General features: G+C 32.5%; 25 protein-coding genes. 18 read left to right on the top strand and 7 right to left on the bottom strand.

Annotated features, from left to right (window positions below):
- The first annotated feature begins 3 nt into the window (after window positions 1-3).
- Both IRZ78_RS24770 and rlmH read left to right on the top strand, forming a co-directional pair.
- Window positions 4-306 (top strand): antibiotic biosynthesis monooxygenase, encoded by a 303-nt coding sequence (locus tag IRZ78_RS24770; RefSeq protein ID WP_194620029.1) that lies wholly within the window; start codon window positions 4-6, stop codon window positions 304-306.
- 209 nt (window positions 307-515) lie between these two features.
- Window positions 516-989 (top strand): 23S rRNA (pseudouridine(1915)-N(3))-methyltransferase RlmH, encoded by a 474-nt coding sequence (gene rlmH / locus IRZ78_RS24765; RefSeq protein ID WP_026982293.1) that lies wholly within the window; start codon window positions 516-518, stop codon window positions 987-989.
- 32 nt (window positions 990-1021) lie between these two features.
- On the opposite strand, the gene IRZ78_RS24760 is transcribed toward rlmH, so the two are convergent.
- Both IRZ78_RS24760 and folP read right to left on the bottom strand, forming a co-directional pair.
- Entirely contained in the window at window positions 1022-1645 is a 624-nt protein-coding gene (locus IRZ78_RS24760) for a hypothetical protein (RefSeq protein WP_194620027.1), read from the bottom strand.
- Between the two features lie 141 nt (window positions 1646-1786).
- Window positions 1787-2611, bottom strand: a complete 825-nt coding sequence (folP, locus tag IRZ78_RS24755) for a dihydropteroate synthase (protein WP_194620026.1) — start codon at window positions 2609-2611, stop codon at window positions 1787-1789.
- 224 nt (window positions 2612-2835) lie between these two features.
- Here folP and IRZ78_RS24750 point away from each other — a divergent pair, with 224 nt between their 5' ends.
- From IRZ78_RS24750 to tpiA, 5 genes are all read left to right on the top strand, one after another.
- Entirely contained in the window at window positions 2836-3375 is a 540-nt protein-coding gene (locus IRZ78_RS24750; protein ID WP_194620025.1) for a DUF1599 domain-containing protein, read from the top strand.
- Between the two features lie 72 nt (window positions 3376-3447).
- Entirely contained in the window at window positions 3448-4548 is a 1101-nt protein-coding gene (locus tag IRZ78_RS24745) for a BT_3928 family protein (RefSeq protein WP_194620024.1), read from the top strand.
- 250 nt (window positions 4549-4798) lie between these two features.
- The gene (locus tag IRZ78_RS24740) at window positions 4799-5242 is read left to right on the top strand and encodes a hypothetical protein (protein WP_194620023.1); all 444 of its coding nucleotides are present in this window, start codon (window positions 4799-4801) and stop codon (window positions 5240-5242) included.
- A gap of 419 nt (window positions 5243-5661) precedes the next feature.
- Window positions 5662-6156 carry a TlpA disulfide reductase family protein gene (locus IRZ78_RS24735; RefSeq protein ID WP_173972903.1) on the top strand — a complete coding sequence of 165 codons (495 nt, stop codon included), beginning with the start codon at window positions 5662-5664 and terminating at the stop codon, window positions 6154-6156.
- An 88-nt stretch (window positions 6157-6244) separates the two neighbouring features.
- On the top strand, window positions 6245-6997 hold the full coding sequence (gene tpiA, locus IRZ78_RS24730; RefSeq protein WP_194620022.1) for a triose-phosphate isomerase: 753 nt from the start codon (window positions 6245-6247) through the stop codon (window positions 6995-6997).
- A gap of 127 nt (window positions 6998-7124) precedes the next feature.
- Here the strand turns inward: tpiA and IRZ78_RS24725 are convergent, their stop codons facing one another.
- On the bottom strand, window positions 7125-9461 hold the full coding sequence (locus IRZ78_RS24725; protein ID WP_194620020.1) for a hypothetical protein: 2337 nt from the start codon (window positions 9459-9461) through the stop codon (window positions 7125-7127).
- Complete coding sequence (locus tag IRZ78_RS24720; RefSeq protein ID WP_194620018.1) at window positions 9421-10557, bottom strand: hypothetical protein; 1137 nt, start codon at window positions 10555-10557, stop codon at window positions 9421-9423. The genes IRZ78_RS24725 and IRZ78_RS24720 overlap by 41 nt, the downstream gene beginning before the upstream one ends.
- Window positions 10558-10669: 112 nt before the next feature.
- On the opposite strand from IRZ78_RS24720, the gene prmA reads away from it, so the two are divergent.
- From prmA to IRZ78_RS24665, 11 genes are all read left to right on the top strand, one after another.
- Complete coding sequence (prmA, locus tag IRZ78_RS24715) at window positions 10670-11503, top strand: 50S ribosomal protein L11 methyltransferase (protein WP_194620016.1); 834 nt, start codon at window positions 10670-10672, stop codon at window positions 11501-11503.
- Between the two features lie 145 nt (window positions 11504-11648).
- Entirely contained in the window at window positions 11649-11924 is a 276-nt protein-coding gene (locus IRZ78_RS24710) for an ATP-dependent Clp protease adaptor ClpS (RefSeq protein WP_173972908.1), read from the top strand.
- A 120-nt stretch (window positions 11925-12044) separates the two neighbouring features.
- Window positions 12045-13556, top strand: a complete 1512-nt coding sequence (locus IRZ78_RS24705; protein ID WP_194620014.1) for a WG repeat-containing protein — start codon at window positions 12045-12047, stop codon at window positions 13554-13556.
- Between the two features lie 127 nt (window positions 13557-13683).
- The gene (locus IRZ78_RS24700) at window positions 13684-14955 is read left to right on the top strand and encodes a sterol desaturase family protein (protein ID WP_194620012.1); all 1272 of its coding nucleotides are present in this window, start codon (window positions 13684-13686) and stop codon (window positions 14953-14955) included.
- Window positions 14956-14962: 7 nt separating this feature from the next.
- Window positions 14963-15640, top strand: a complete 678-nt coding sequence (locus IRZ78_RS24695) for a lysoplasmalogenase (RefSeq protein ID WP_194620010.1) — start codon at window positions 14963-14965, stop codon at window positions 15638-15640.
- Window positions 15641-15823: 183 nt separating this feature from the next.
- Window positions 15824-16276, top strand: a complete 453-nt coding sequence (locus IRZ78_RS24690; RefSeq protein WP_194620008.1) for a 2-dehydro-3-deoxyphosphooctonate aldolase — start codon at window positions 15824-15826, stop codon at window positions 16274-16276.
- 135 nt (window positions 16277-16411) lie between these two features.
- Entirely contained in the window at window positions 16412-17203 is a 792-nt protein-coding gene (locus IRZ78_RS24685) for an arylamine N-acetyltransferase (protein ID WP_194620006.1), read from the top strand.
- A gap of 832 nt (window positions 17204-18035) precedes the next feature.
- A complete protein-coding gene (kdsA, locus tag IRZ78_RS24680) occupies window positions 18036-18854 on the top strand; it encodes a 3-deoxy-8-phosphooctulonate synthase (RefSeq protein ID WP_194620004.1) in 819 nt (272 codons plus the stop codon).
- A gap of 19 nt (window positions 18855-18873) precedes the next feature.
- A complete protein-coding gene (locus IRZ78_RS24675; RefSeq protein WP_194620002.1) occupies window positions 18874-19776 on the top strand; it encodes a hypothetical protein in 903 nt (300 codons plus the stop codon).
- A gap of 254 nt (window positions 19777-20030) precedes the next feature.
- Complete coding sequence (locus IRZ78_RS24670; protein WP_194620000.1) at window positions 20031-20714, top strand: YiiX family permuted papain-like enzyme; 684 nt, start codon at window positions 20031-20033, stop codon at window positions 20712-20714.
- A 186-nt stretch (window positions 20715-20900) separates the two neighbouring features.
- A complete protein-coding gene (locus IRZ78_RS24665; RefSeq protein ID WP_194619998.1) occupies window positions 20901-22001 on the top strand; it encodes a PAS domain-containing sensor histidine kinase in 1101 nt (366 codons plus the stop codon).
- Window positions 22002-22054: 53 nt separating this feature from the next.
- On the opposite strand, the gene IRZ78_RS24660 is transcribed toward IRZ78_RS24665, so the two are convergent.
- From IRZ78_RS24660 to IRZ78_RS24650, 3 genes are all read right to left on the bottom strand, one after another.
- On the bottom strand, window positions 22055-22579 hold the full coding sequence (locus IRZ78_RS24660) for a PsbP-related protein (protein ID WP_194619996.1): 525 nt from the start codon (window positions 22577-22579) through the stop codon (window positions 22055-22057).
- Window positions 22580-22586: 7 nt separating this feature from the next.
- On the bottom strand, window positions 22587-23975 hold the full coding sequence (locus tag IRZ78_RS24655; protein WP_194619994.1) for a M20/M25/M40 family metallo-hydrolase: 1389 nt from the start codon (window positions 23973-23975) through the stop codon (window positions 22587-22589).
- Window positions 23976-24123: 148 nt separating this feature from the next.
- Complete coding sequence (locus IRZ78_RS24650; RefSeq protein WP_194619992.1) at window positions 24124-26046, bottom strand: discoidin domain-containing protein; 1923 nt, start codon at window positions 26044-26046, stop codon at window positions 24124-24126.
- Between the last annotated feature and the right edge of the window lie 72 nt (window positions 26047-26118).

Genomic DNA, 26118 nt, shown 5'->3' with positions numbered 1-26118 from the left:
TTTATGATTTTAGAAGCAGTATTTCTTTATGTTAAATCAGATTTGGCAACTCAATTCGAAGCTGATTTTGCAAAAGCAAGTCAATACATATCCTCAATTGACGGGTATTTAGGACATCGTTTAGAGAAATGTCTTGAAGTCGAAAATAAATATCTTTTGTTGGTAGACTGGAATACGCTTGAAGATCATACCGTTGGTTTTAGAACTTCTGAAGCTTATCTGGAATGGAAGAAAATTTTACATCATTATTACGAACCGTTTCCTGTTGTAGAACATTTTGAAACTGTTTTTGAAATAAAAAAATAGCCCACAGATTAAACGGATTAAACTTTGAATTAAAAAATTAAACACATAGAAACATAGATTTTTATTGTTCCTGTTTAAAATTACAAAAAAAGCAAGCTTTCACACATAGCCATGTGCATTTTTATTAGTGAAACGCCTTTATAGACAAAGTAAAACTATGTCTCTATGTGTTTAAATCTTTTTAATCTGCGGCAAAAAAAAAAATTAAAATGAATATCAAACTTATCGCCATTGGCAAAACAGATAACAAATCACTTCAAACTTTGATTGATGATTATACCAAACGTTTGTCGTTTTACATCAAATTTGATCTGGAGATTATTCCGGATATCAAAAACGTAAAGAATTTATCTGAAAGCCAGCAAAAAGAAAAAGAAGGCGAATTGATTCTGTCTAAACTTTCGCCAACAGATCAGTTGATTTTATTGGATGAAAACGGAAAAAACTTCTCCAGCGTTGGTTTCTCTGAAGAATTACAAAAGAAAATGAATTCCGGGATCAAGACTCTTGTTTTCGTAATTGGCGGTCCTTACGGATTCTCAGATACCGTTTATAGCAAGGCACAAGGAAAAATTTCACTTTCGTTAATGACGTTTTCGCACCAAATGGTTCGATTGTTTTTTATCGAGCAATTGTATAGAGGATTTACGATTTTAAGAAATGAACCTTATCATCACCAGTAAAAAAGTATTCAGTCTCAGTTCTAGTATTCAGTTTAAAAGATATACTCTTCACTAACTTCTGCAAATGATTCTAGTTTTTGCACTAAAATCTTATCCTGAATATAGGATCCGTAGGTCATATTTTTATCAAAACAGAATTGCATTTTTGGCTTAATTGCAAAATCAAGGCTTGCGATATAATTTAGTAACTCTTCTTTTTTAAGAACCTGATTATTAACTTCAACTGTTTGATTTTTCTTAAAGAAAACAACCAAACCTTCTGATTTCGGTTTCTCTGTTTTATAATACACTTTCGTGAAAGGTAAAAAGGCTAAATTCTTCCCGATAGAATCTGCGTAGGAATAGTAGTTTTGGGCATTTTCGTTTTTGTGGGCACTATCAGCACGTTTTTTCTCCTGAAGTTTTATGACTTCCGGAATAACCAATTTTAACGGCAAACGTTTGTCTATATTCAAAATCCAATTGGTCGAAATAATACTATTTTTTCTGTTTACATCAGTAATTGTATCTTTTCCTTCTGTTTTAAAGAAGATATAAATTGGCGAATGATCTTGTACATCTTTTACAATTGATACGTTTGATTTTGGAAGCAGGACGTCTTCTTTTTTTTCACATGAAAAAAGAAGGAAAGCGATAATTAGAGTAAAGTATTTCATGTTTATTATTGTTTTTTTTAGCTTTTAGTTTGTCATTCCGAGGAACGAGGAATCTCCGCAAGAAACTCCGTAAAGAAAATCGTCAATCTTTGTCGAGTTTCGAGTGTGATTCCTCGTTCCTCGGAATGACAAATCTATCGTTTACATGTTCAGTTTGTTACACAAAGTAACACATTCAACAGCTTCTTTCACATCATGAACACGAAGTATTTTTGCACCTTTTGTCAAAGCAATTGTATTCACAACCGTTGTCCCGTTTAAGGCTTCTTGTGCTGTATTGCCAAGTGTTTTATAAATCATTGATTTTCTGGAAACACCCGCTAAAACAGGCAATTCTAATAAATTAAAAAGTTCCATTTTTTGTAAAACTTCGTAATTCTGATCTGTTGTTTTGGCAAATCCGAAACCGGGATCAAGAATCAAATCGTTGATTCCGAGACTTCTTGCTTTTTTTACTTTTTCAGAAAAATAGAATAACATTTCTTTTACAATATCGTCATATTGTGTCATACTTTGCATCGTTTGCGGGTTTCCGCACATGTGCATCATAATATAAGGAACATTATAATCTGCAATAACATCAAACATTTTATCGTCTAATTCTCCTGCTGCAATGTCATTTATAATGGCTGCGCCGCTTTCTATACTCCCTTTTGCAACCTCAGCTCTAAAAGTATCAATAGACAATAAAGCTTCAGGAAAATGCTTTAAAATCAATTCTATTGCAGGAACAATTCGTTCAATCTCTTCTTGTTCTGTTACAAACTCGGCGCTTGGTTTGCTGGAATAAGCGCCAATATCAATAAATGTGGCGCCTTCAGATAACATTTTCTCTACTTGCGAGATAATTTGCTTTTCATTTTTATATTTTCCTCCGTCAAAAAAGGAGTTTGGCGTAACGTTCAAAATTCCCATTACTTTAGGAATCGATAAATCTATAAGTTGGCCTTTGCAGTTAATTTGCATCTTGTTATTTTGTTTCAAGTTTTATTTGTTTCAAGTTGATTCAGATTACGTGAGTTCCGGAACTTGAAACAAAGAAAACCTGAAACTTGAAACTTTTTACAGTTTCAAGTTGCTGGCATTAACACTTTGTTTAGAAAAAACTTGAAACAAAGAAAACCTCAAACTTGAAACTCTTTAATATTATCCTTATTTTTGAAGAAATTTTAGCAAATATACAGCAATAAATGAAGAATACTTCCCTTGAATTTGATAATGTAATTACGGTTTGCCGTACTTTATTCATCAATAAAATGAAAGATTATGGTAGTGCATGGCGCATTTTAAGATTGCCATCACTAACGGATCAGATATTCATAAAAGCACAAAGAATCAGAAGTTTACAAGAAAACGACGTGCGTAAAGTTGATGAAGATGAAAAAGGAGAATTCATCGGGATTATCAATTATTCGATTATGGCTTTGATTCAGTTAGAATTAGGTGTTGTAGATCAGCCTGATTTAAGTGTAGAACAAGCTACCGAATTATACGATACTAAAGTTAAGTTGACCAAAGAGTTAATGGAAGCCAAAAATCATGATTATGGCGAAGCCTGGCGTGATATGCGCGTAAGTTCATTGACCGATTTGATTCTGCAAAAACTACTTCGCGTAAAGCAAATTGAAGATAATAAAGGAAAAACTTTAGTTTCTGAGGGAATCGATGCCAATTATCAGGATATGATTAATTATTCTGTTTTTGCATTAATCCTTGAACCAATCAAATAAAAAATAAGCCACGAATTTCACGAATTAATTTGTAGAAATTCGTGAAATTCATGGCCAATAAAATAAGAAAACATGAAAAACATCATTACCCAATTCTCAAGATTATTTGTCGGAATATTATTTATTATTTCCGGATTAATAAAACTGAATGATCCGGTTGGATTCTCTTATAAATTAGCGGAGTATTTTAGCGAACCGGTTTTTAATATGCCATTTTTAGAGCCATTGGCTTTAGGATTAGCGATCTTTTTAGTAATTCTTGAAGTTGTTTTAGGGGTTATGTTATTGGTGGGGTACAAATCAAAACTAACGATTTGGGCTTTATTACTTTTAATTGTTTTCTTCACGTTCCTTACCTTCTACTCTGCCTATTTTGATGTAGTAAAAGATTGCGGATGTTTTGGTGATGCTTTGCACTTAACGCCTTGGCAATCATTCACAAAAGATATTGTTTTATTATTCTTTATCCTGATTTTATTCATCAATAAAAAATTAGTAAAACCTTTATTCTCAAGTCCCGTAACAAACATTATTACTTACTCAAGTGTTGTATTGTGTATTTTCATGGCCGTTTGGGTTTTAAATCATAATCCTATAAAGGATTTCCGTCCTTACAAAGTAGGAACGAATATAGAGAAAGGAATGGAAATTCCTGAAGGCGCACCAAAATCTGTAGTTGAAATGATTTTTATCTACAAAGTAAATGGCGTTGACAAAGAATTTACCGAAAAAGATTTAGCAAATATTCCTGAAGGCGCAACATTTGTTGACCGTAAAGACAAAGTAATTACAGAAGGTTATATTCCGCCAATTCACGATTTTACAATGGTAAAAGAGGATTCTGATTACAAAGAAGAATTACTTAAAGAACCTAAATTACTGGTTTTTGTAACCTATGACTTGGCTTTGTCTAATCCTGACGGAATGAAAAAATTAGAGGCTTTAAGTAAAGCTGCGAAAGCAAAAGGATACAAAGTAATTGCAATGACAGCTTCTGGAGCTGATGAAATTGCAAAAGCGAAGAAACAATATGGCTTGGATACTGATTTTTATTTCTGTGACGCTACAGCTCTAAAAACGGTAGAAAGAGCTAACCCTAGCATTGTTGTGATACAAAACGGAACTATAATTCAAAAAGTTCATTACAATGATATTCAGGATTTGAAGTTATAAAGCATCAGCTTAAAAATTCAGAAACACCAATTCTTCGTATAGTTGAATTGGTGTTTTTTTTTGATTTCAAACCAATCGATTTGAATAATAACATAATACATATTAATGACTTATACCCAGCAAAAGCGACCAAATACAATCATAATTTAAACTAAAAAATACGTTAAAATAATATTCTGCGATAAAAAATATAAATTATAAGCCGTACCTTTTGTTAATCTTAGAAATTGTTTAATTTAAATTAATAACTATGAAACAATTATCAAGCCTTGTATGTCTTTTTTTATTCATTGGATGTAATAGTAAAGCTGATATTACTGATAATCTCACAGCGCCGGAAACATTTGCTTTTCAGATTTTAGATAAAAATACCGGAGAAAATGTGTTCTCAAACAAAACATATAACCCGAAAAAAATCACTGTAAAAAACCTGGATTCTGATGATGTAATCCCACATCATTTTGTATCTGATAACGATTTGGATATAATAGTCCTTGAAAATGTAGGAAGAGAAAGTGAGGATATCAATTATTCTGTAAATGTGGGCGACAAACGTATTTTTGAACTTCATGTCGATGCCATTTTGGTAAAAAAAGGTTTAGATTTTGAATATAAAAATGTAGAGATTACCAATACCGTATTTAAACGAGATAAAACATCAGGAGTTTACAACATTCTGGCCTCTCTTGACTAACTCCAAAAAATAAAACTACAATACTATTTTCATTGTTCTTTTCTAAAAAAACACAAATTATTTCTTCCCTAAAAAAGACTTTTTTCAGCCGTTTTTTTGGTCAAAAACGAAAAGATTTGAAAATAAAACAAAACTTTTTTGCGATCTGTTTTTTAATTAAATCAAAAAATAGTTCAAAATTCGTATTTCATTGCTCTACTATTACGATTTCACTCTCAATTTTTTAACCTAATTTCTATCTTTTGTTATAAAATACGGGACTGTTCAATTTTTGTTAATCTCCATTTCTCATTCAATTTGTTTGTTTAACTTTGTTGATGATCTTTTATTACCTGAAATCATTAGGATTTTAAAACCTAATAATTAATAATATAAAGAGGATCTTCAATTAGAATTTAAAAAACAAATACTATATACGTATGAAACAATTAGCCCTTGTTGTAATTGCCTTTATTACATTTTCATGCTCACAAGCTCAGAAAACAAGTTTTTCTAAAGAAGCTTTGTCTGAAAAATTATTAGCAACTGATGAAAGTCAGGTTACTTTCAAAAATATTTTAAAAAAATACAAAGGCAAAACTTTGGTTATCGAAGTTTGGGCTTCGTGGTGTGGTGATTGTGTAAAAGCTATGCCACAATTAAAAGAACTTCAGGCAAACAATCCTGATGTTTCGTACTTATTTATCTCTGCTGATAAAACAGCTGATAAATGGAAAGCAGGAATTGAAAAACACGAATTAAAAGGCGATCATTTTATGATGAATGATGGTATGAAAGGCCTTTTTGGAAAAGCAATTGATCTGGATTGGATTCCAAGATATATCATTGTAGACAAAACAGGAAAAATTGTATTGTATCGTGCCATTGAAAAAGATTTTGATAAAATCAATGAAACTTTGAAAAGCCTGAAATAATTTTCAATTGCAATTTCAAAATTCAATGTCAATATTGGATTTAATAAAACAAGAACAAAAACAAAAAAATAAAATAAAAACTACCAAAATGAGAAAAAAGATTGTTGCAGGAAACTGGAAAATGCATAAAAACGCGGCACAAACTGAAGAATTATTAAGCGAATTAATTACTAAAATACCAGCTCAAACAACTGCTCAGGTAATTGTAGCTCCAACATTTGTAAACTTACAGGCAGCTGTTGCTAAAGTTAAAAATACAACTATTGGTGTTGCTGCTCAAAACGTTCACCAGGCTGAAGGTGGAGCTTTTACAGGAGAAATTTCTGCTGATATGTTAACTAGTATTGGTGTAAACACCGTAATTCTTGGTCACTCTGAGCGTAGAGCAATTTTTCACGAAACTGATGCTTTGATCGCTAATAAGGTAGACACTGCATTGAAACATGACTTAACAGTAATTTTCTGTTTTGGAGAAGAATTAAAAGACCGTCAGTCAGGAAATCACTTTAATATTGTTGAAAACCAATTGCGTGACGGATTATTTCAAATTGCAAAAGAATCATGGTCTAAAGTTGTCTTAGCTTACGAGCCTGTTTGGGCTATCGGAACCGGAGAAACTGCTTCACCAGAACAAGCTCAGGAAATGCACGAATTCATCAGAGAAGTTGTTCGTAAAGCTTACGGAGCTGATATCGCTGACGAAGTTTCTATTTTGTACGGTGGTTCTGTAAAACCAGATAACGCTAAAGAAATCTTTGGTAAACCAGACGTAGACGGTGGTTTAATTGGAGGTGCTGCTTTAAAAGCTGATGACTTCTTAGCTATTGTAACAGCTATCTAATTTTAGATTTTAAATTTTAAATAAAAAAACTCCATTGCTTCGCAATGGAGTTTTTTTATTATTGGAATTTGGATTTTAAAAATTGGGATTTCCTAAATTAGCTTATATCACTTATATGGTGAGAAACCTAATTTATAAACGAATGTAATAAAGGGCAATTGTATTTTTTAAACGTTGGTGTTGTTTTGTATATAGAATAGAAATTAACCAGCTCCTTCCCTGCTTTAAACGGGTTTTTTGCCTCTTCTTCGGCTGAAACCATATTGGCATAATGACCGTAATAATTACATTCAAAAATCATTAAACTGGCCATTGCTTTCTCGTTATTGTTTCTAGACATTTTGAGGGCTTTTTCGTAATACATTTTAGCCATGGTTAAACCGTAATAATTGCCTTTTTGATAGGTTTTCTCAAGTTCAGAATTATCTCCGTAAACATAATCGATATAGGATTCGCCAGATGTCCAGTCGTAGGCGACCATCATCCAGGAATTTCCTAAATACGAAACATTAAAATAAGCATGTGCCAATTGCAAATTGCTCGAAGCCGTATTTTGTTTCTTTAACTGGATAAGTTTGGCAATAAAATCTACTTTGTTAAAACGATAATCAAATTTGCGTTCTTTATCTTTTTGGAGGATTTTAGGCGTAAAAGGATTTTCGTTCAAATAATCTGTAAACGAATAATTTTTCTCCCAGAAATCTTTTGGCATAGACGAAAAGGTTTCATAAGCCAATTCTAAATCGTTGTTTCTAAAAGCAATTGTTCCTTTTAAGTCTTTGTAATAATTAATATTTGGAGCAATTGTTCCTGAACAAATGTATTTCTCAAAAGGTGTTTTATTTTCTTTTTGCTGTAAAGCGATCAATTTATCAACATCTTGTGTAGTAGCCGTTCGATCAAAATAACCTATGTAACTGTAAAAATAGGCATTATCATAAGAGGAATACACACCTTCGCTTTTGCTATCTGACTTCATCATTAATAATCCTGCTGTAACGCGATCGCCTTGTTTAGCAAAATCAGCGCTGGCAATTCGGTACAAACTATAAAGATTTTTAAATAAGCCATAATCTGTTTCTACGAGACTTTCTACAGAATCAAAGTATTTAAAAAGTTGGTTTTGCACTTTCTCACTTTTCAAATCGTCTTGTTTTAAGGATACTAAAGCCAACTGAATATTTTTCTGCATTTGCATGGATGCATTGGCTTTGTCGGAAATCATATCAGTATATTTTTTCCCTGACGCGATGTCATTATCCATAAAACAAAGCTGTGCAATTGCAGTGGCGATATAATCTTTTTGTTCTCCTGAAGTTTGCTCGCGAATAGAAATTAAGAAATATTCTAACGCTCTTAAATGCAAGATATCTTTGTTTAAATTTTCTGCTTTTGCTTTAGCATAATCTCCATACCAATCTGTACCTTCAAATGTAACCGAAGGAGCTCCGTTGTTGGTGTATTGCGGCGTAAAAATCCAGTCTTCGAGTTTATTGATTTCTCTTCCTATCAAAAAGCTCAAATTGATGCTATTAGGATTTAGTTGATAAACTTCTTCGATTGTTTTTAGATCCGGTGCTGGATTACGAAAACTTTCTATAGACAAGATAACACTTCGCTCTTCGTCGTTTTGGGCCAAAGCCAAAGTTTCCTGGGTTAATTTCCAATTATAATGCTGCAAAACAGCAAATGACTTTTCTTCACAGGTGGCAAAAACTTTACTCAATAAATAATTCTGCAAAGGAAAATTATCTATACACAAAGCTTTATAATACAAAGCCCACGGTTCTAAAATCGTGTTTTTATTTTCGGCAAAATAAGTATCATACAAACGAATCACTTCATTTTTGTCCTGGGCGTAAAAACTATATCTTAAAATTAAAAAGGCATATCGCTGTTTTAAAAAAGCATCTTTGGCTGTTTTTATTTTCTTTTCAAAGTCGCCTACATTGGCTAGTTGATGACCTTTGCTGCTATATCCTATCTGGTTCCAGGATTCCCATTTTACATCGGTATTACTATTGTATTCTAACTTTTTGGCAAACAAAATATAGTGTAAGAATGCTTTGTTTTTTGATCGTAATAAAGCTTCGATAAAAGTATTTTTTTCGAATGTCTTTTTTAATGTTTTGTTCTGATAAGCAGTTTCAAACAATTCTCCATCTGTTTGGTACAAAATGGCATGAACATCTTTAGGATCAACTTCATTGCCTAATTTCTTCTTCCATTCCCGGCAATTCATTTCCTGATCGACGCCGGAAACAGTGTTCGTCGAATAGTAATAATCTGCTGAATAATAGAACGGCGTAAGTTTAAAAAAACCTTCTCGTTGGGCTTTAAACAAAGCTAATCGACTGGTTTCTGGCGAAACGCTCCATCCACAGGCAAAAGAAACCTGAAAGCATAAAACTAAAAGTACACTACTAAAAACTCTCATAATAGCCGGATATATTTTGGATTCCATAATCGTTGATGTATTTTTTATCGAAAGAGAAAAACGTCACTTTGGTTTGATTGTCTATTTTGATTTTACGGGTAATAATCGAAATCATTTTTTCAAGTTCACTTTCAGAAATTTTCTCGATCCTGATTTCATCTCCGTTTCGCAGATAAGTTTGCCCTATTAAAACATCGTCCTGCAAGATGTATTTCGCATCTGATGTTTTCTTTAGTTTGATACTATCGTTTCTTAACTGATCGTAATCGGATAAAATCCCTTTAAACTGATTTCCTCTAAAAATAACTGCCCAACTGTACAACGGTAAAGCAATATCAAGTTTTAATTTGTATTTGTCGTGTGTAATATATTGCGCTAATTCTTCGCTTGTCGCTATCGAATTTTTGGTATTAATATCATCCGGTTTTGCCAAATTATAACACATCAATAAACCTTTATCTACTGGCGGGGTTCCTGCTTTTTCGGCATATTTATATTGCCAGAGTCGGATTGTTGCCGAAATTTTTGCTGTTGGAAAACCGCTCTTGATTTGCTTTAATAAATAAAAATAATTGTCTTTCGATTTTTCTGTCCAGTCACAATCGATCAGGATTTCTTTAAAATCAACTTTTAATTTCGCCAGTTCAATGGATTTTACCGAGTCGTAATTGATGCGTTTATAGTTTTCCTGTTTGTAATAATCCTTTGGATATACAATTGTGTTGGCAATTTTATCTGCTTTTGCTTCATTCAGTCTCACCCCAATTTGCTGTACTCGTTTCGCAATTCTTGCGGCCAGACTATCCAATTGTCTTTTATCCGATTGTAAAACAACTTCATTCGTAATAAAAATACTTGGCGTGATTTCAGGATTGCTTTCATTTAAGCTGAAATCGTTTATTGTTGCAACTGGCAGAGGCTCTTTGGCATACGGATTCCAGTCGATATCAAAAAAACGAATATACATATGCTGTATTTTCAAATCCTTTATCAAAGAATCTTCTTCTTTCTGAAAATACAAACTAGTTTTCCAATAACAAAACGATCTTACTACTTTGTGTTCTTTCTCACAAGTTGCTCCGTTAAGTAACACAAAAAGCAAAATAAAAACGATATTTCTCATATTTTAAAAATCCTTACAATTCAAATCAAAATTAACATTAATATATGTAAGGATGTCGATTATTTATGAACAACTTCTGCTTTGGATTCTTACCTTTGCAAAAAAATTATTTATGTCGAATATATATTTAGGATACCATTTTACTATTGAACCAAAAGAACCGGGTTCAGAAATTTTAATTGCTGAATTAGGCGAAAAAGCGTTTGAGACTTTTACTGAAACTGAAACTGGAATTTCGGCTTATGTAAAGAAAGATTTATGGGATGAGAATATCTTAGATGACATTTATATTTTAGAATCTGAAGAATTTAAAATTGAATATACTGTTGAAGAAATCGATCAGGTAAACTGGAACGAGGAATGGGAAAAGAATTTTGAAGCGATTGATGTAGACGGAAAATGCCATGTTCGCGCTCCTTTTCACGAAAAAACTGATGCTGAATTTGATATCGTAATCGAACCAAAAATGAGTTTTGGTACTGGTCATCACGAAACAACTCACATGATGATTCAGCATTTACTTGAAATGGATGTAAGAGGTCTTAAAACACTTGACATGGGTTGCGGAACTGCAATTTTAGCTATTCTTGCCGAAATGAAAGGTGCCCAGCCAATTGATGCGATCGATATTGACAACTGGTGTTATTTGAATTCTATCGAAAATGCTGAACGCAATAATTGCAAACATATTACCGTTTACGAAGGCGATGCTGCTTTATTAGCCGGCAAAAGTTACGACCTGATCATTGCAAATATCAATCGTAATATTTTGTTGAATGATATGCAGTCTTATGTTGATTGTTTGAATAAAGGCGGTATTATATTGTTTAGCGGTTTCTATGAAGAAGACATTCCTTTTATTGATGCTTCATGCACAGAAAAAGGATTAACATATGTTAAAAAGTTTCAAAGAAATAACTGGGTTTCATTAAAATACGTAAATTAGATAGTTGATTTTCTAAAATTTAAGTAGCCCGCAGATTAAACTGATCACACAGATTTACACAGATTTAGCTTTTAAAAAGCTGTTGAATTGTAGATCTTTGGCAAATAAAATTAGTAATTACAAAAAAGTACAAAAACCTAAAAACATGAGTACTAAAGAAAAAGTAAGAGAAAGAGTTCGCGAAAAGGAAGCGACGGTTTTCAATAACGAAATCATTGTTTATAACGACGATGTAAACACTTTTGATCACGTAATTGATACTTTAATGCGTGTTTGCAGTCACACGCCTGAACAAGCAGAACAATGTTCCTTAATTGTACATTACAACGGAAAATGCACTGTAAAAACAGGGCCACTGGATAAACTAAAACCTCAATGTACACAACTTCTGGAAGCTGGACTAAGCGCCGAAATTGTTTAAATTGCCAATAATTTCAAAACGCATTCTATTTTATTCTATAATTTGAATAAATTAGAATGCGTTTTTATTTTAGCCTAACTCAGCTCATTTTTAACCTAATAATTTACCAAAATTAAAATCATGAAATACTTCAAATTTCTTCTGTTTTTATTCCCCTTGGTTTCTTTAAGCCAGAAAAAATTCGATAATCTTCGCGAGCAATTGGTAAAAAGTAAAACATTGGGTTATGAATATGTATATGCCTACGAAAATAATTATGCCGTATTCAGAACCTTTAAAGGAAAAATGGGACTTATTGATACAACAGGAAATGTAGTTATCAAACCAACTTATGAATATATTTATAATAAGAAAGAACTTAAAAACTTGTATGAAGTTGGAAATACAGTCAATAAAAAATTCAAACGTGGCTATATTGACAGGAAAGGAAATATTAGAATTCCGCTAGAATATGACGACATTTTTCACCTTGACAAAAACCTCCTCAGGGTTTCAAAAAATAACAAAACAGGTGTTGTAGATACTTTAAACAAAATAATTTTACCTTTAAAGTTCGATTTTATAATGGATCACGGTGCTATTATTTACGCACAAAGCAATAACATTGTTGACATATTTGACTTCTCAGGAAAGCAAATAACCAATTACAAAGCAAAAGACATTGACTATTTTACAGATAATAAAAGCATTGTAACTCTGCAGAACAATGATACTTTTATAATCAACAATGAAGGGAAGTCCATTTTAGAACCCATTAAAAATCATCGATTTGAAAAAGTCATCGACTCTGATTCTTATCTTATTCTAAATAACATTACCAATAAAAAAGGTGTTATCAATTCTAAAGGAGAATATACAATCGAATGCAAATATGATGATATCAGGACAGGCGAATCAACTTATATTGCCATCGACAAACATAAATACGGGCTGATTACTAATAAAGATTCTGTCTTAAAAGCGTTTGTTTATGATGCTATTTATCCGGTAAGTCATAAAGAGGACAATCTGTTTCAAAATCAATTTTTAGCAAGAAAAGCAGATCTCGAGGGAATTATAAATCCTTTTTTAGAAAAAGAGATTATCCCTATTGAGTATAAAGATGTTCAAACTTTTTCAAATTATTATGTTGTAACTACTTTAGATAATAAAAATGGCGTGTTTTCTAAAAATGGAGATCGTATTATTAACGAAGATTACGAGTTTTACAATGCAGCTCAAAATAAAATCTTTGCTACAAAACACGATAAAAAATATCTCCTGACTCTTGTTGATAACAGCTATTCTGAAATTGAAATTCCGGTAGATGAATTTGCAAAAAAGCGACTTTTCTCTAACGGTTTCTCGAAAAGCAACTTTCAGATTTTTAAAAATGGAAATAAATTTGGCGTAATTAGTAATAAAAATGAAATCGTAGTGGCCTGTGAATATGAAGCTATTGAAAACATTTATTCTACTTCAGAATTTGTTGTAAAGAAAAATAAAAAATATGGGGTTGTAAATGCCCGAAACCAGATTACTCTTGAGATCAAATACGATTCTTTTCAAATCATAAAAGAATACATCAGGTTTGAAATTAAAAATCCAAAAATTAAAAAAGCTTACGCCGTAAACAATACTTCTGATTATTAATTTAAGAAGATTCTTATCACTTTGTAAAAACATAAATTCAATATGTTTTTACAAAGTGTTTAATTTATAAATAATTTAAAAAACATTCTATTTTATTCTATATTTGAATAAAATAGAATGTTTTTTTATGGAAGAATATGGAAAGATATTGATTATCGCTACGCCTATTTTTTTAGTATTAATTATAATCGAAAAAATATACGGCATTTATAAAAAGGACGACACCGCTCCTTTGATCGATAGCGTATCGAGTATTAGTTCTGGAATTACCAATTCTGTAAAAGATGTTCTGGGATTAAGCCTGACTTTTATTTCTTATGAATGGATGGTTTCTAAAATTGCCATTTATCATTTAGATGCCAATGTTCTCTCCTATTGTATCGCCTTTTTTGTGATCGATTTTTATGGCTACTGGAGTCATCGATGGGCACATCAAATTAATCTTTTCTGGAATAAACATGCTATTCATCACAGCAGTGAAGAATTTAACCTTGCCTGCGCTTTGCGTCAGCCAATTGCGAGTTTGGTTAATTTGTTTACTTTTTTATTGATTCCTGCTGCGTTATTGGGCGTTCCTGCTACAGTAATTGCGATCACTTTGCCGCTGCATTTGTTTTTGCAATTTTGGTATCATACCAAACACATCAAAAAAATGGGATTTCTTGAATACATTCTCGTTACTCCCTCGCATCATCGTGTGCATCACGCTATAAACCCCGAATACTTAGATAAAAACCATTCGCAGATTTTTATTTTTTGGGACAAACTTTTTGGCACTTTTCAAGCCGAATTAGATGATGTTCCGCCCGTATTTGGTATTACAAGACCTGCCAATACCTGGAACCCAATCCGGATTAATTTCCAGCATTTGACTCTGTTAATAAAAGATGCCTGGAGAGCCGACAACTGGAAAGACAAACTCACCATCTGGTTTAAACCAACAGGCTGGCGACCGGAAAATTTTGATGAAAAATATCCTGTAAATAAAATTGATAATGTTTTTGATTTTGAGAAATACGGCACACAAAACTCGCAGAAATTAATTTACTGGTCTGTAGCTCAGGTTTTAATTACGCTTTTATTTGTCACTTATTTATTTGATAATATTGCCACAATTGGGTTGCCCAATATTTTTATCTATGGTTTATTTATTTTGGTAACTATTTATAGCTACACAGAGTTAATGGACAAAAGCAAATATGCCATTTTTTGGGAAGGTTTACGCTTGGTTATTGCAGTTGCAATTATAGCGTATTGTGGAGATTGGTTTGGCTTAAATCATGCTTTTGCCATGAGTAATTACATTATTTTAGGTTATTTGAGTTTATCGTTTTTCGTTTCGGTATACTTTGTGACCATCGATTTCAGAACCCAAACAAACCAAATAATAAATTCATAAACCGCTTATGAAAAATGCTGCTTTTTTTAAAATTTACATCGCTTTTAGTATTTTATATCTCATCGTTTTGTTTTTAGGACATGAGAATTTAGATTTATATTTAAAACCTGCTCTGATCCCTTTGTTGGGTTTTGGAGTTTATTTTAATCGAAAATTCCCCTCCAGAAAGATACTGTTAACTGCTCTTTTATTTTCCTGGATTGGTGATGTTATTCTGCTTTTTGCTGATATAGCCGAAATCTATTTTATATTAGGATTGGTTGCTTTTTTAATAGCACATATTGCTTACTGTGTTCTTTTTAATAAACAAATCATAGGAGAAATTCAGATTAATAAAATCCTTTTTGGAATTGGAAGCGTTGTAATTGCTTTCTATTTAACGGCAATGATTTTAGTTTTAATGCCAAATCTGGGTGATCTCAAAATTCCTGTTATTGTCTATGCTGCTGTCATTTCGACTATGCTTTTATTTGCTTTTAATGGTTATTTAATCTGGAAAAAACCAGGGGCTTTATACATTTTTCTGGGAGCTGCATCGTTTGTCGCTTCGGACAGTATTTTGGCCTTTGATAAATTTCATGCACCAATCGAAAAAAGTTCTTTTTTTATTATGCTAACGTATCTTGTGGCACAATATCTGATTGTAGTGGGGATTATAAGACTGAATACGCAAAAATTAGATTAATATTAGCCCACTGATTTGCACGGATTTTTTTTCTTTTTTTGAATCGTGATAATTGTAACGAATTATATCGTGGATAAAACGAATTGAAAATATTTCTCATGCAGATTTTTTTAGAATCTTTTCAATCCTTTAATCTGTGGCTGAAAAAACATTTTACATTTGTATTACCAAAACTTTTAAACCATGAAAAAAATAGCCCTTTATATCCTTTTAATAATTAGTGCAACTTCTTGTGTGAGTACGAGATCGACTTTGAAAAATGTTGATGATAATGCTCCGGATTTGGTTTTAAAGAAAAACAATACATTTGAAATTAAGCTTTTTAGTACTGATAAAAAATACGGATTTGATCCTGACTATCCGGTTAATATATTTTTTAGAAATACAAAAGATGAAGCTTTGAACGAAACTCGTTTTTTAAATGCTCTGGCCGGACCAAACGGAGAAAAAATAACTTATATCCGCTTAGAAACCTGTTGTCCCTTCCCAACCAAAAGAAGTGATATGGGTGCGGGATTTTTGAATGTTTATGAATTAAAATGGGAAGGACAAAAGAAACCTGTCAAATTATATTTGAACATTTATGAAAAAGGAATTTTGATGGTTCCGATGGGATTGAGTTTGAAGAAGGAGTAAAATGAGATTGATTGTGTTTTAAAGCTTTTGAGAATAAAAATATAACCGAAAAATAAGTTAAAACTCTCCTTGTACTTATACAAACGCCTTAATTTTGATTGTATTGGAACTATTTGTAAAAGTCAAAAAAATACAATGGAAAAATTAAAAAATAATTATAAAATTGAAGCTTCAAGTTTTGATTTACAAAAATATTTAAAGAGAATCAATTTTCAGGGAGAAATTAAATTGAATTTAGATGGTATAAAAAAATTGATGCAAAGCCAGATATTTAGTGTTCCTTTTGAAAATATTGATGTTCAGGCCGGTAAAGTTATTTCTTTAATTGGTGATGATATTGTAACGCAAATTGTGGATAAAAACCGTGGTGGATATTGTTATCAAATTAATGGCATATTTTCGTTAATGCTTCAGGAAATTGGAGTTCCGCATTATTATATTGCGGTGCGCCCTTTGGTTAATCCTGGCCAGAATGCCAGAACACATTTGGCAATAATTGCTACAATCGAAAATGAAGAATATCTGATTGATTTGGGATTTGGAGGAAACAGCATCAGAGAACCTTTGAAACTGAGTGAGATCGGAACTGAAATTCAACAGGGTTATGATACTTTTACTTTGGTTAAAACGGAAGAAGATGAATATTTACTGCAAATACTTATCGAAAAAGAATGGTCTAACTTATATTCGTTTGATGTAACTCCTCAAAGGTGGATCGATTTTAAGCCTGCAAATCATTATAATTACTCACACCCTGATTCTACTTTTACTCAAAAATTAATTGTTGTTTTACAAAATCCATTAGGTAAAAAAATATTACTTAAAAATGCCATAAAATCAGTAAAAAATGGGGTTACAGAAATTATTCCTTTTGAGGACAATCAATTGAATACTACTTTAGAAACAGAATTTAACCTTAAGGTATAATTTAAGATTTTTTTTGAGGAGATATCACGTATTAAATTCCATAATTCCACTATGGTTTTAGCACCCGAAATTCCCCTATTGATTATCACTCTATTTTAGCAATAGATCTAAATTGATTTTGATTATGGGCACAAGCGGGACACTCCCGCGAGTACATATACTAATAATAATAATAAAGCTTTTAGAAATAAAAATCAATTAAAAAATAAGTACTATGCCTCTAATTTTAATTATTCTTCCATTACTGTTTCAAATTATAGCTGGCAGAAAAGCAATTGGTGAAACTATATCTTTAAAATTTGGAACAGTTTGTTTGATTAGTTTTTTTTCGCAAATAGTTTTATCGATAGTAGTTTTTTACGTTTCCTCCTATAATTTTAATAAATTTTTAGAACAAAATCCAAACTCCTTCAGATGTGGCATGGGGTTTCTTGGCCTCATTATGCTGTCTCTTCTCTTAACTTTTATTCTAATAATTGTCATAATTGTTCAGTACTACATTAAAAAATCTTATGAAAAGTAATTCTTTTTTGTAAGCTTATTACAACTATTGATTATCATATTAAAGTGTAATTGAGGAAATATTCCCTATTGAAAACGATAATTCCACTAAACTCCTAGCCGTGATAGCAGCGGAAATCATTTTTTGAGAAAGCCTGTTTTTTCTGTTTTTTGCAGAGCCACCGGAGAAAGCTCCTGCAAAGACCAAGAAAAAAAGGGTTTAGAGAAAAATATTGCATCGGATAGCGCGAGTGGCTTCTTAAAATAATCTTAAATCTTCATCTCGTATTCATAAATCATGACTACCTTTGCACTGTCAAAAAATCATATTATGAACATACAACATATTCCACAAATTAAGCATACTGAAAGCGGAAACTTCTTTTTATTGGCGGGACCTTGCGCTATTGAAGGTGAAGAAATGGCGCTAAGAATTGCTGAAAAATTAGTTGGTATTACCGACAAACTTCAGATTCCTTATGTATTCAAGGGATCGTTTAAAAAAGCCAATCGTTCGAGAATTGATAGTTTCTCTGGAATTGGTGACGAAAAAGCATTAAAAATTTTAAGAAAAGTTTCTGAAACTTTTCACGTTCCTACTGTAACAGATATTCATACTAATGAAGATGCTGATATGGCGGCGCAATACGTTGACGTTTTGCAAATTCCGGCGTTCCTTGTTCGCCAAACTGATCTTGTTGTAGCTGCGGCTAATACAGGAAAAGTGGTGAACCTGAAAAAAGGACAATTTATGAGTCCGGAAAGTATGAAACATGCGGTACAAAAAGTTCTGGACTGCCATAACGAAAATGTAATGGTTACAGATCGTGGTACTATGTTTGGTTACCAGGACATGATTGTTGATTATAGAGGTATTCCTACTATGCAACAATATGCCACTACGGTTCTTGATGTTACGCACTCATTACAACAACCTAACCAGACTGCCGGTGTTACGGGCGGAAGACCTGATATGATTGAAACTGTTGCTAAAGCGGGTATTGCTGTGGGTGTTGACGGTATTTTTATCGAAACTCATTTTGATCCTGCTAATGCAAAAAGTGATGGTGCGAACATGTTGCATTTAGACTATTTTGAAGGTTTAATGACGAAGTTGGTTGCCATTAGAAAAACAGTTAACTCATTTTAAATTTTATAATACAATTGCATTGAAAACAAATATTTTATTTTTCTTTCTGGTGTGTTTTTCACTAAACACTTTTGCTCAGGAAGAAATTGCAGTACAAAGATATACGGCTCACAATAAAGGAAAATTTTTCGTTTCGTGGGGAGGAAACAGAGACAGTTACACGAAGTCTGATGTAAATTTTAGAGGTAAGGATTACAACTTTACTGTTAATGATATGAAGGCGCATGATAAGCCAAAAGGATGGCATATTGATTATGTAAATCCGGCAAACATGACGATTCCGCAAACGAACTTTAGAATGGGATATTTCTTTAGTGATCATTACAGTGTTTCGGTTGGTTGGGATCACATGAAATATGTGATGACTCAAAATCAAATCGCTAATGTTACTGGTACTATTAATTTACCTGCTGATCAGGCTGGATCTTATTACAATGGAGATTATAATAATACTCCTGTAGATATGTCTCAGCATGGTGCTCAGGAAGGTGGTATTGCGGGTGGTACTCAGGGAAATCCTCCTGCTTTTTTAATGTACGAGCATACAGATGGTTTAAATTACATTAATACTGAGGTTTCCAGACATGATGATATTTCTAAATTGTTTGGTATCACTAATACTGATAAGGTTCAGATTAATTTAACTGAAGGTTTAGGTGCAGGACTTTTATATCCTAAAACAAATACAACTCTTTTAGGAAAAGAACGTCATGATGATTTTCATGTTTCTGGTTATGGTTTATCTGCAAAAGCGGGAATTAACTTTACTTTCTTCAAGTATTTCTACTTGCAAGGTGAGCTAAAAGGTGGTTACATCAACATGCAGGATATTAAAACTACAAGAAGTAATGATGATAGCGCTTCGCAGGACTTTTTCTTTTTTCAAAGAATTATTGCTGTGGGTGGAATCTTTAGAATCTAATATTTCTTAAAATTATATTTAAAAATAGTTATCATTTTGGTAACTATTTTTTTTTGCCTTTTATTTGTTGAGTAAGAAAAAAATCTCACAAAGCCGCGGAGTCGCAAAGTTTTTTTGTTTCACGCACATTTAGCAGATTATAGCAAATATAATTTAAAAATTTGCTATTTATAACTATCTGCGCGCATCTGCTTGAATCTTTTTAAAATCTGCGTGAAATATAATTTTACGATAAAATACCTTAAAACTAAAACATGAAAAAATCAAAATATTTATTTATTGGCATTACATTTTTATTGAGTTTTAGCTGTGCTTTGTTTGTTGCCATGAAGGTTTTTCCGAACAATCCGTTTTCTAAGACAAAAAATAATACAGAAACTTCTTTACAGAATAAAATTCAGGATGGAGATCTTATTTTTCAGACTTCGGAATCAAGTCAATGTGAAGCGGTTAGAATTGCTACGAATTCTAAATTTTCGCATTGTGGACTTATCTATAAAATAAACGGAAATTTATTTGTTTTTGAAGCTGTTCAGCCAGTAAAACTAACTCGGCTTGAAGATTGGATTCAGCACGGAAAAGGTGCTAAATATCTAATAAAAAGATTGAAAAATGCCGATGCTGTATTAACTCCCGCCACTTTGCAAAAAATGAAAGATTACAGTCAGGGTTTTATGGGAAAAGAATATGATGCTTATTTTGACTGGTCGGACACAAGGATTTATTGCTCTGAACTGATCTGGAAAATTTATAAAAATGCTGCGGGTATTGAGTTATCAAAATTAAAGCAAATGAAGGATTTTAACTTAAGCGATGCCAGAGTACAGAAAATCTTAAAGGAGAGATACGGAAACGATATTCCGCTTGATGAAAAAGTTGTGGCTCCATCTGATTTAGTAGATTCTGATTTGCTAAAAACCGTTATAGATACTTATTAATTGTGTCTTAGAAATGAAGTAAAAAACATTTATAAGATTTTACTTCTGCATTATTTAAGCTAAAAATGTTGTTCAACGAATTAAAGTGTTTTTAAACGAAAAACCCAATACAATGTTAAAAATATAACATTCGTGTAAAATTTTAATATTATTTTAGTAATGCAATTTCAAAATTAGGTTTAATCTATGAACCATAGCGCACCTAACCTTACTAAAAATACTGTTGATTTTTTCAATCAGTTTGAGGAGTTTTTTGATTCTTCGCCGGACTTATTATGTGTCGCCGGATTTGATGGTTATTTTAAAAAAATAAATCCATCTGTATCAAAATTATTAGAATATAGTGAGGAAGAATTATTATCGAAACCCATAAACGATTTTGTTTTTGAAGATGACAGGATAAACACCTCTAATGCAAGAAAAAATCTAACCCGTAAAATTGGCTTATCTAATTTTGAAAACCGCTATGTAACAAAAAGCGGTAATGTGGTGTGGTTACTGTGGACATCGTTTCCTATACAAAAAGACAAACTTGTTTTTGCAATTGCTAAAAATATTACGTTCAAAAAAGAGCTGGAACAGGAACGAAATGCTCATTTAACAGAACTTACTAAAATAAATAACGAACTAAAACAGCTTACTTATACAACCGCGCATGATTTGAGATCTCCGGTAAATAATTTATTGGCTGTTTTTGATCTTCTAGATACTTCGACTATAACTGATCCTGAAACGCTTGAACTGATTTCGATTATTGAAATCGCGACCCAAAGCTTAAAAAAAACTTTAATTGATCATGTTGCTATTCTGGATAAAAAAAATGAAGAAGACAATCAATTGGAGTTATTGAATTTTGATGCGGTTTTAAAAGAGGTTTTGTTTTCGATAAACTCTTTAATTCATAACTCAAAAGCAAGAGTTACTATTGATTTTTCTGAGGTAGAAACGGTTCTCTTTAATAAAACTTCTTTGAAAAGTATTTTTCTGAATTTAATTACAAACTCCATTAAATACTCTAAACCCGGTTCTTTGCCCATTATTAATTTTAATTCACATCGTTTTAACGGAAGTACGCAACTGACCATTACAGACAATGGAATTGGTTTTGATATGGAAAAAGTAAAGGATAAGATTTTTGGATTACATCAAAAATTTAATTCACGCAAAGACAGCAACGGTATCGGTTTGTATTTGGTTTACAATCATGTAACCAATCTTGGCGGGCATATTTGTCTGGAAAGCAAACTTAATGAGGGCGCAAAATTTACAATTACTTTTAAGGATTAAGGTTTTATAAAAAAAACCATTCACAAAACGAATGGCTTTTTTTATAAAACTGATTACCTAATATCAAAATTATCGTATATATTTTGATAAATAGGCATGTAATCTAAAAACTCTTCAGGTTTAGAACAGAATGTTAATAGGTATAAATCTCTTCCTTTTATAAAATAATATTGTAGAATTGTCGCAAAATATCCATTATCCAACATTGTCTTATAAACAATTTCTTGTCCTGTTAAACCATTTTTTAAAACTTTTCGATTTGAAATAATTTCACTGCTAACACCAAATTTTTTATCTATTATTTTTTTTAGCACTTTTGACTTAACATTCTCATAGCCAAGATCTTTAATTACTAAACCAACGTTCTCTATAAAATTATCTTGTAAGGAACTTTTTTCACTCAGCAACATAAATGAATTTTGAAGTGAATCTGTTTTTTTAAGATACCAATTTTCAGGAAACAGCAACGAATATTTTTTCTCACTAATATATAATTTTCTATAAGCCTTTTCAGAATTTTGCTGACTAAACGTAAGTGTAGCGTAAAATAAAAAGCTTATTTGAAAAACGACTTTCATTTTAAATCTAACTTTTTGTTGGCAGTATAATTCCGGTTTGGTCAATTAAATATATCAGTGAAGTCATTGTTGCGGCTCCCAGTTCCAGTTCTCTTTTATTAATGGCATCAAATTTATCGTTTGCTGCATGGTGATAATCGAAGTAACGTTGTGAATCTGGCATTAAACCTGCTTTTACAATCGTTTTAGACGTTAAATGTTCGATATCTGAACCACTATGCCCTTTTACAAAAGTATTAACGTAATAAGGTTCGAATAGAGGGGCAAATCCCTGAATTTTTTTCAGGTTAGCATCATCTGCTTCTATAGAAAAACCTCTTGGTGTAAATCCGCCCGAGTCGCTTTCAAGGGCAAAAATATGATTCTCGTTCTTTTGTTTGGCCACTTCTTCGTATTTCGCGCCGCCTTTTCCGCCGTTTTCTTCATTCATAAACAAAACTACACGAATCGTATTTTTAGGTTTGTAGTTTAAGTTTTTAAGTATGCGAACTACTTCCATACTTTGTACTACTCCTGCTCCATCGTCATGAGATCCGTCGGCGAGATCCCAGGAATCTAAATGTCCGCCCACTACCATTATGTTTTCCGGAGTTACTGTTCCTGTAAGTTCTCCAATTACGTTATGTGACAATACATCTGGCAACGTCTCACAAGATTGTTTAAAATAAAATTTTAATGCCGGATTTACTTTTAAGGATTTACTCAACAATTCAGCTCCGTTTGTACTAATTGCAGCAGCCGGGATATATTTTTCTTTTGGTAAATCACCATAAGTTTGATTTCCTGCATGCGGGAAATCGTCTAAACGTAAATTTAGTGAACGAACAATTGCTCCTACAGCTCCTAATTGCGCAGCTTCTTTTGCTCCTATTCTTCTTTGATCTCCTGCTGCTGAATAAGCATCAAAAGTTCCCACATTTTCAGGGTTCATTGGTCTATTAAAAAATACAATTTTACCTTTTACTTTATCTCCTAAAGCCCTTAATTCATCTATACTTTTTACCTCAACAATTTCTGCTGTAATACCTGTTTTTGGAGTGGCAACTGAAGCTCCCAAAGCACAAATTGGCACGTTGGTTTTTATTTTTCCATCTAAAATATAAGCTGTTTCTTTTTCGCCACGAACCCAATGCGGAACCATAACTTCCTGTAAATACACTTTATCAAGCCCTAATGTCTCAAGTTGTCTTTTTGTATACTCTACTGCTTCTTCGGCACCTTTAGAACCTGACAAACGGCTTCCGATATCGTTAGACAAATATTCTAACCAAGTATAACATTTAGCTTCTGTTAAAGCTTTTTTATAGAATAATTTAATATTCTTTTCATCATTTGACTGTGCAAAAGATGTCAATCCGTTTAAAACCAAAGCAGTTAAAAGAATCGTTTTTTTCATAGGGTTCATGCGTTTTTGGGTTGTTACACAAAGGAACAAAATTCTTTACAACTGCCGGAGTTTCTCCTGAACTATTCACATAAAAAAAACTCTAATTACAAACCTTTCAGTTTACAACTAGAGTTTTTATGGTATTAATAAAATAAAACTATTTTACTTCTATAATCTTATTTTTTGTTCCAATTCCGTTCTCATTAAAAGCTTCGATTGTAAAGTAATACTTTGTTCCTTTATCTAAGCCTCTAAAATCATACGAACTATCGCCGTACACCATGATACTGTTGTATAGTTTATCAGGTGAAATTCCGTAATAGATATTGTAACCAATGGCATCAGCTTGCTTTTTCCATGAGACCATAGCGTTTCTTGAATCTGTTTTATTTCGATCGACTTTAAGCGAATTAACCGCTTTTGGTTTTTCTAATAATCCATTACCGAATACTCTGAAATCTGAAATCGCAAACAATCCCGATGCATTGTGAATGTTTTCCATTTTGATGTATCGTGCTTTTATTGATTTTGTCAACTCAACATAGTCATGAGGAACATCTTTATCATTCTTGGATTTATCTACAACTAAAGTCCAGTTTTTAGCATCATCTGACATAAAGATTTTATATTGATAATAAATATCCATCGCCTTGTTGTATTGTGTTGCTTTATGATCTGCATAATTAATTTGCAATGCTTTAATTTCCATTTGTCTGCCTAAATCCATTTGAAGCCATTCGCCCGGATCACCCGTTTTAGCAGACCAATACGTTTGAATATCTTCATCTGTCAGGTTGTTAGGCCCATAACAAAACTTCTCAAATACTTTTTTGCCACCTGTATCCACTCTATGCGTCTGAACTTCCATACATTCTTCTGAAGAAGATACGGTTACCGGTTTTTTATACGAAAGTAACATCCATCCTGATGAAGCTCCTTTTGTCTGATCGCGTTCTTGTGTTGGCAACTCAATAGGGAAATCGCCGTAAGAAGTGATAGAATACATGACTTCATCTTTGTCAAATCCGGCCGGAAACATATCGATACGACGCTCGAAACGATCTTTAATCGAAATTTTACACGTTCCGGTATTCCAGTAATTGCCGTAATTATCCGCAAAAGTATTTCCGTGTCCTGCTCCAATTACAAATCCTCCCGGTTTATACGACATCGGGTTGTGTTTTTGATACTCAAAAGGCCCTAACGGACTATTACCTACATGAACCCCGTTTGCATATCCTTTAAATTCAGTAGCCGGAGCACCATATTGCATATAATATTTTCCGTTGTGTTTGGTCATCCAGGCACCTTCTATAAAATCACCCCAAGGTGCTGGTTCCATATCATTATTAGGTCCAAAACGTTCCCAACCGTGATTTTTAGGATCAAGACCTACTACTTCTTTAATTTGTCCGTATGGTCGTTGAATATCTTCTACTTCAGTTGCTGCATATAATTGTGCATAATCGGCCTGATTTCCTACCGGCAACCAGGTTTTATAATCTACTTCGGTTCCTACAAGAGGTAATTTTCCGCTTGAACCATAATACATATAGACTTTTTTATCCTCATCCTGAAAAATAGCAGGATCCCAGGTTGGTAACATTGCTTTGTCTACATGACGTAACCATCTTCCTGATTTAGGATCGGCAGTTTTCCAAACCGGATGATCTTTTTTCCAGGTAGAACCTACATAAAATAAAGTATCATTTACAACCCATGCAGCAGGTGCACATTGATCATCGTCGCCCGGTTGTCTTTGAAAACTTCCGTAAACGAAATTCCAGTCAGACATATCCTTACTCCAGAAAAATCCCGCCTGATTGGTCGCAAATAAATAATATTCGCCTTTGTAAGTAATAATTACCGGATCGGCACTTGAACGGCGAGATTCAGGGATTCCGTTGTGATTATGAGTTGTGTAATTGTATCCAATATTAATTGGATTACAATAGGTCGATGCAGGTTTATTAGGATCAAACCATTCTGTTTTACCAGAAATACTGGATTTTTGTGCTGAGATAGTGATATTAAATCCGATCAAAAGCAACAAAAGCGATATAGACGATACTTTATACATTTCTTTTATTTTTTGTTTTTAAAATCAGGTAATCAGAGTTTAAAAGCTATTCTTTATTCTTTATTCTTTATT

This window comes from Flavobacterium sp. CSZ (assembly GCF_015350725.1).
In the GTDB taxonomy this organism is placed as follows: domain Bacteria; phylum Bacteroidota; class Bacteroidia; order Flavobacteriales; family Flavobacteriaceae; genus Flavobacterium.
The sequence above is the reverse complement of the archived record's forward strand: the minus strand, read 5'-3'. Positions and strand labels throughout refer to the sequence as shown.

Excerpts from the sequence above, each read along its gene's own strand:
- IRZ78_RS24705 (WP_194620014.1), top strand. The coding sequence starts at position 12,045 with ATGAAATACTTCAAATTTCTTCTGTTTTTATTCCCCTTGGTTTCTTTA.
- IRZ78_RS24695 (WP_194620010.1), top strand. The coding sequence starts at position 14,963 with ATGAAAAATGCTGCTTTTTTTAAAATTTACATCGCTTTTAGTATTTTA.
- rlmH (WP_026982293.1), top strand. The coding sequence starts at position 516 with ATGAATATCAAACTTATCGCCATTGGCAAAACAGATAACAAATCACTT.
- IRZ78_RS24710 (WP_173972908.1), top strand. The coding sequence starts at position 11,649 with ATGAGTACTAAAGAAAAAGTAAGAGAAAGAGTTCGCGAAAAGGAAGCG.
- IRZ78_RS24770 (WP_194620029.1), top strand. The coding sequence starts at position 4 with ATGATTTTAGAAGCAGTATTTCTTTATGTTAAATCAGATTTGGCAACT.
- IRZ78_RS24760 (WP_194620027.1), bottom strand. The coding sequence starts at position 1,645 with ATGAAATACTTTACTCTAATTATCGCTTTCCTTCTTTTTTCATGTGAA.
- IRZ78_RS24740 (WP_194620023.1), top strand. The coding sequence starts at position 4,799 with ATGAAACAATTATCAAGCCTTGTATGTCTTTTTTTATTCATTGGATGT.
- tpiA (WP_194620022.1), top strand. The coding sequence starts at position 6,245 with ATGAGAAAAAAGATTGTTGCAGGAAACTGGAAAATGCATAAAAACGCG.
- IRZ78_RS24660 (WP_194619996.1), bottom strand. The coding sequence starts at position 22,579 with ATGAAAGTCGTTTTTCAAATAAGCTTTTTATTTTACGCTACACTTACG.
- kdsA (WP_194620004.1), top strand. The coding sequence starts at position 18,036 with ATGAACATACAACATATTCCACAAATTAAGCATACTGAAAGCGGAAAC.
- IRZ78_RS24700 (WP_194620012.1), top strand. The coding sequence starts at position 13,684 with ATGGAAGAATATGGAAAGATATTGATTATCGCTACGCCTATTTTTTTA.
- IRZ78_RS24685 (WP_194620006.1), top strand. The coding sequence starts at position 16,412 with ATGGAAAAATTAAAAAATAATTATAAAATTGAAGCTTCAAGTTTTGAT.
- IRZ78_RS24735 (WP_173972903.1), top strand. The coding sequence starts at position 5,662 with ATGAAACAATTAGCCCTTGTTGTAATTGCCTTTATTACATTTTCATGC.
- IRZ78_RS24690 (WP_194620008.1), top strand. The coding sequence starts at position 15,824 with ATGAAAAAAATAGCCCTTTATATCCTTTTAATAATTAGTGCAACTTCT.
- IRZ78_RS24745 (WP_194620024.1), top strand. The coding sequence starts at position 3,448 with ATGAAAAACATCATTACCCAATTCTCAAGATTATTTGTCGGAATATTA.
- IRZ78_RS24650 (WP_194619992.1), bottom strand. The coding sequence starts at position 26,046 with ATGTATAAAGTATCGTCTATATCGCTTTTGTTGCTTTTGATCGGATTT.
- IRZ78_RS24665 (WP_194619998.1), top strand. The coding sequence starts at position 20,901 with ATGAACCATAGCGCACCTAACCTTACTAAAAATACTGTTGATTTTTTC.
- IRZ78_RS24725 (WP_194620020.1), bottom strand. The coding sequence starts at position 9,461 with ATGGAATCCAAAATATATCCGGCTATTATGAGAGTTTTTAGTAGTGTA.
- prmA (WP_194620016.1), top strand. The coding sequence starts at position 10,670 with ATGTCGAATATATATTTAGGATACCATTTTACTATTGAACCAAAAGAA.
- IRZ78_RS24670 (WP_194620000.1), top strand. The coding sequence starts at position 20,031 with ATGAAAAAATCAAAATATTTATTTATTGGCATTACATTTTTATTGAGT.
- IRZ78_RS24750 (WP_194620025.1), top strand. The coding sequence starts at position 2,836 with ATGAAGAATACTTCCCTTGAATTTGATAATGTAATTACGGTTTGCCGT.
- folP (WP_194620026.1), bottom strand. The coding sequence starts at position 2,611 with ATGCAAATTAACTGCAAAGGCCAACTTATAGATTTATCGATTCCTAAA.
- IRZ78_RS24655 (WP_194619994.1), bottom strand. The coding sequence starts at position 23,975 with ATGAAAAAAACGATTCTTTTAACTGCTTTGGTTTTAAACGGATTGACA.
- IRZ78_RS24720 (WP_194620018.1), bottom strand. The coding sequence starts at position 10,557 with ATGAGAAATATCGTTTTTATTTTGCTTTTTGTGTTACTTAACGGAGCA.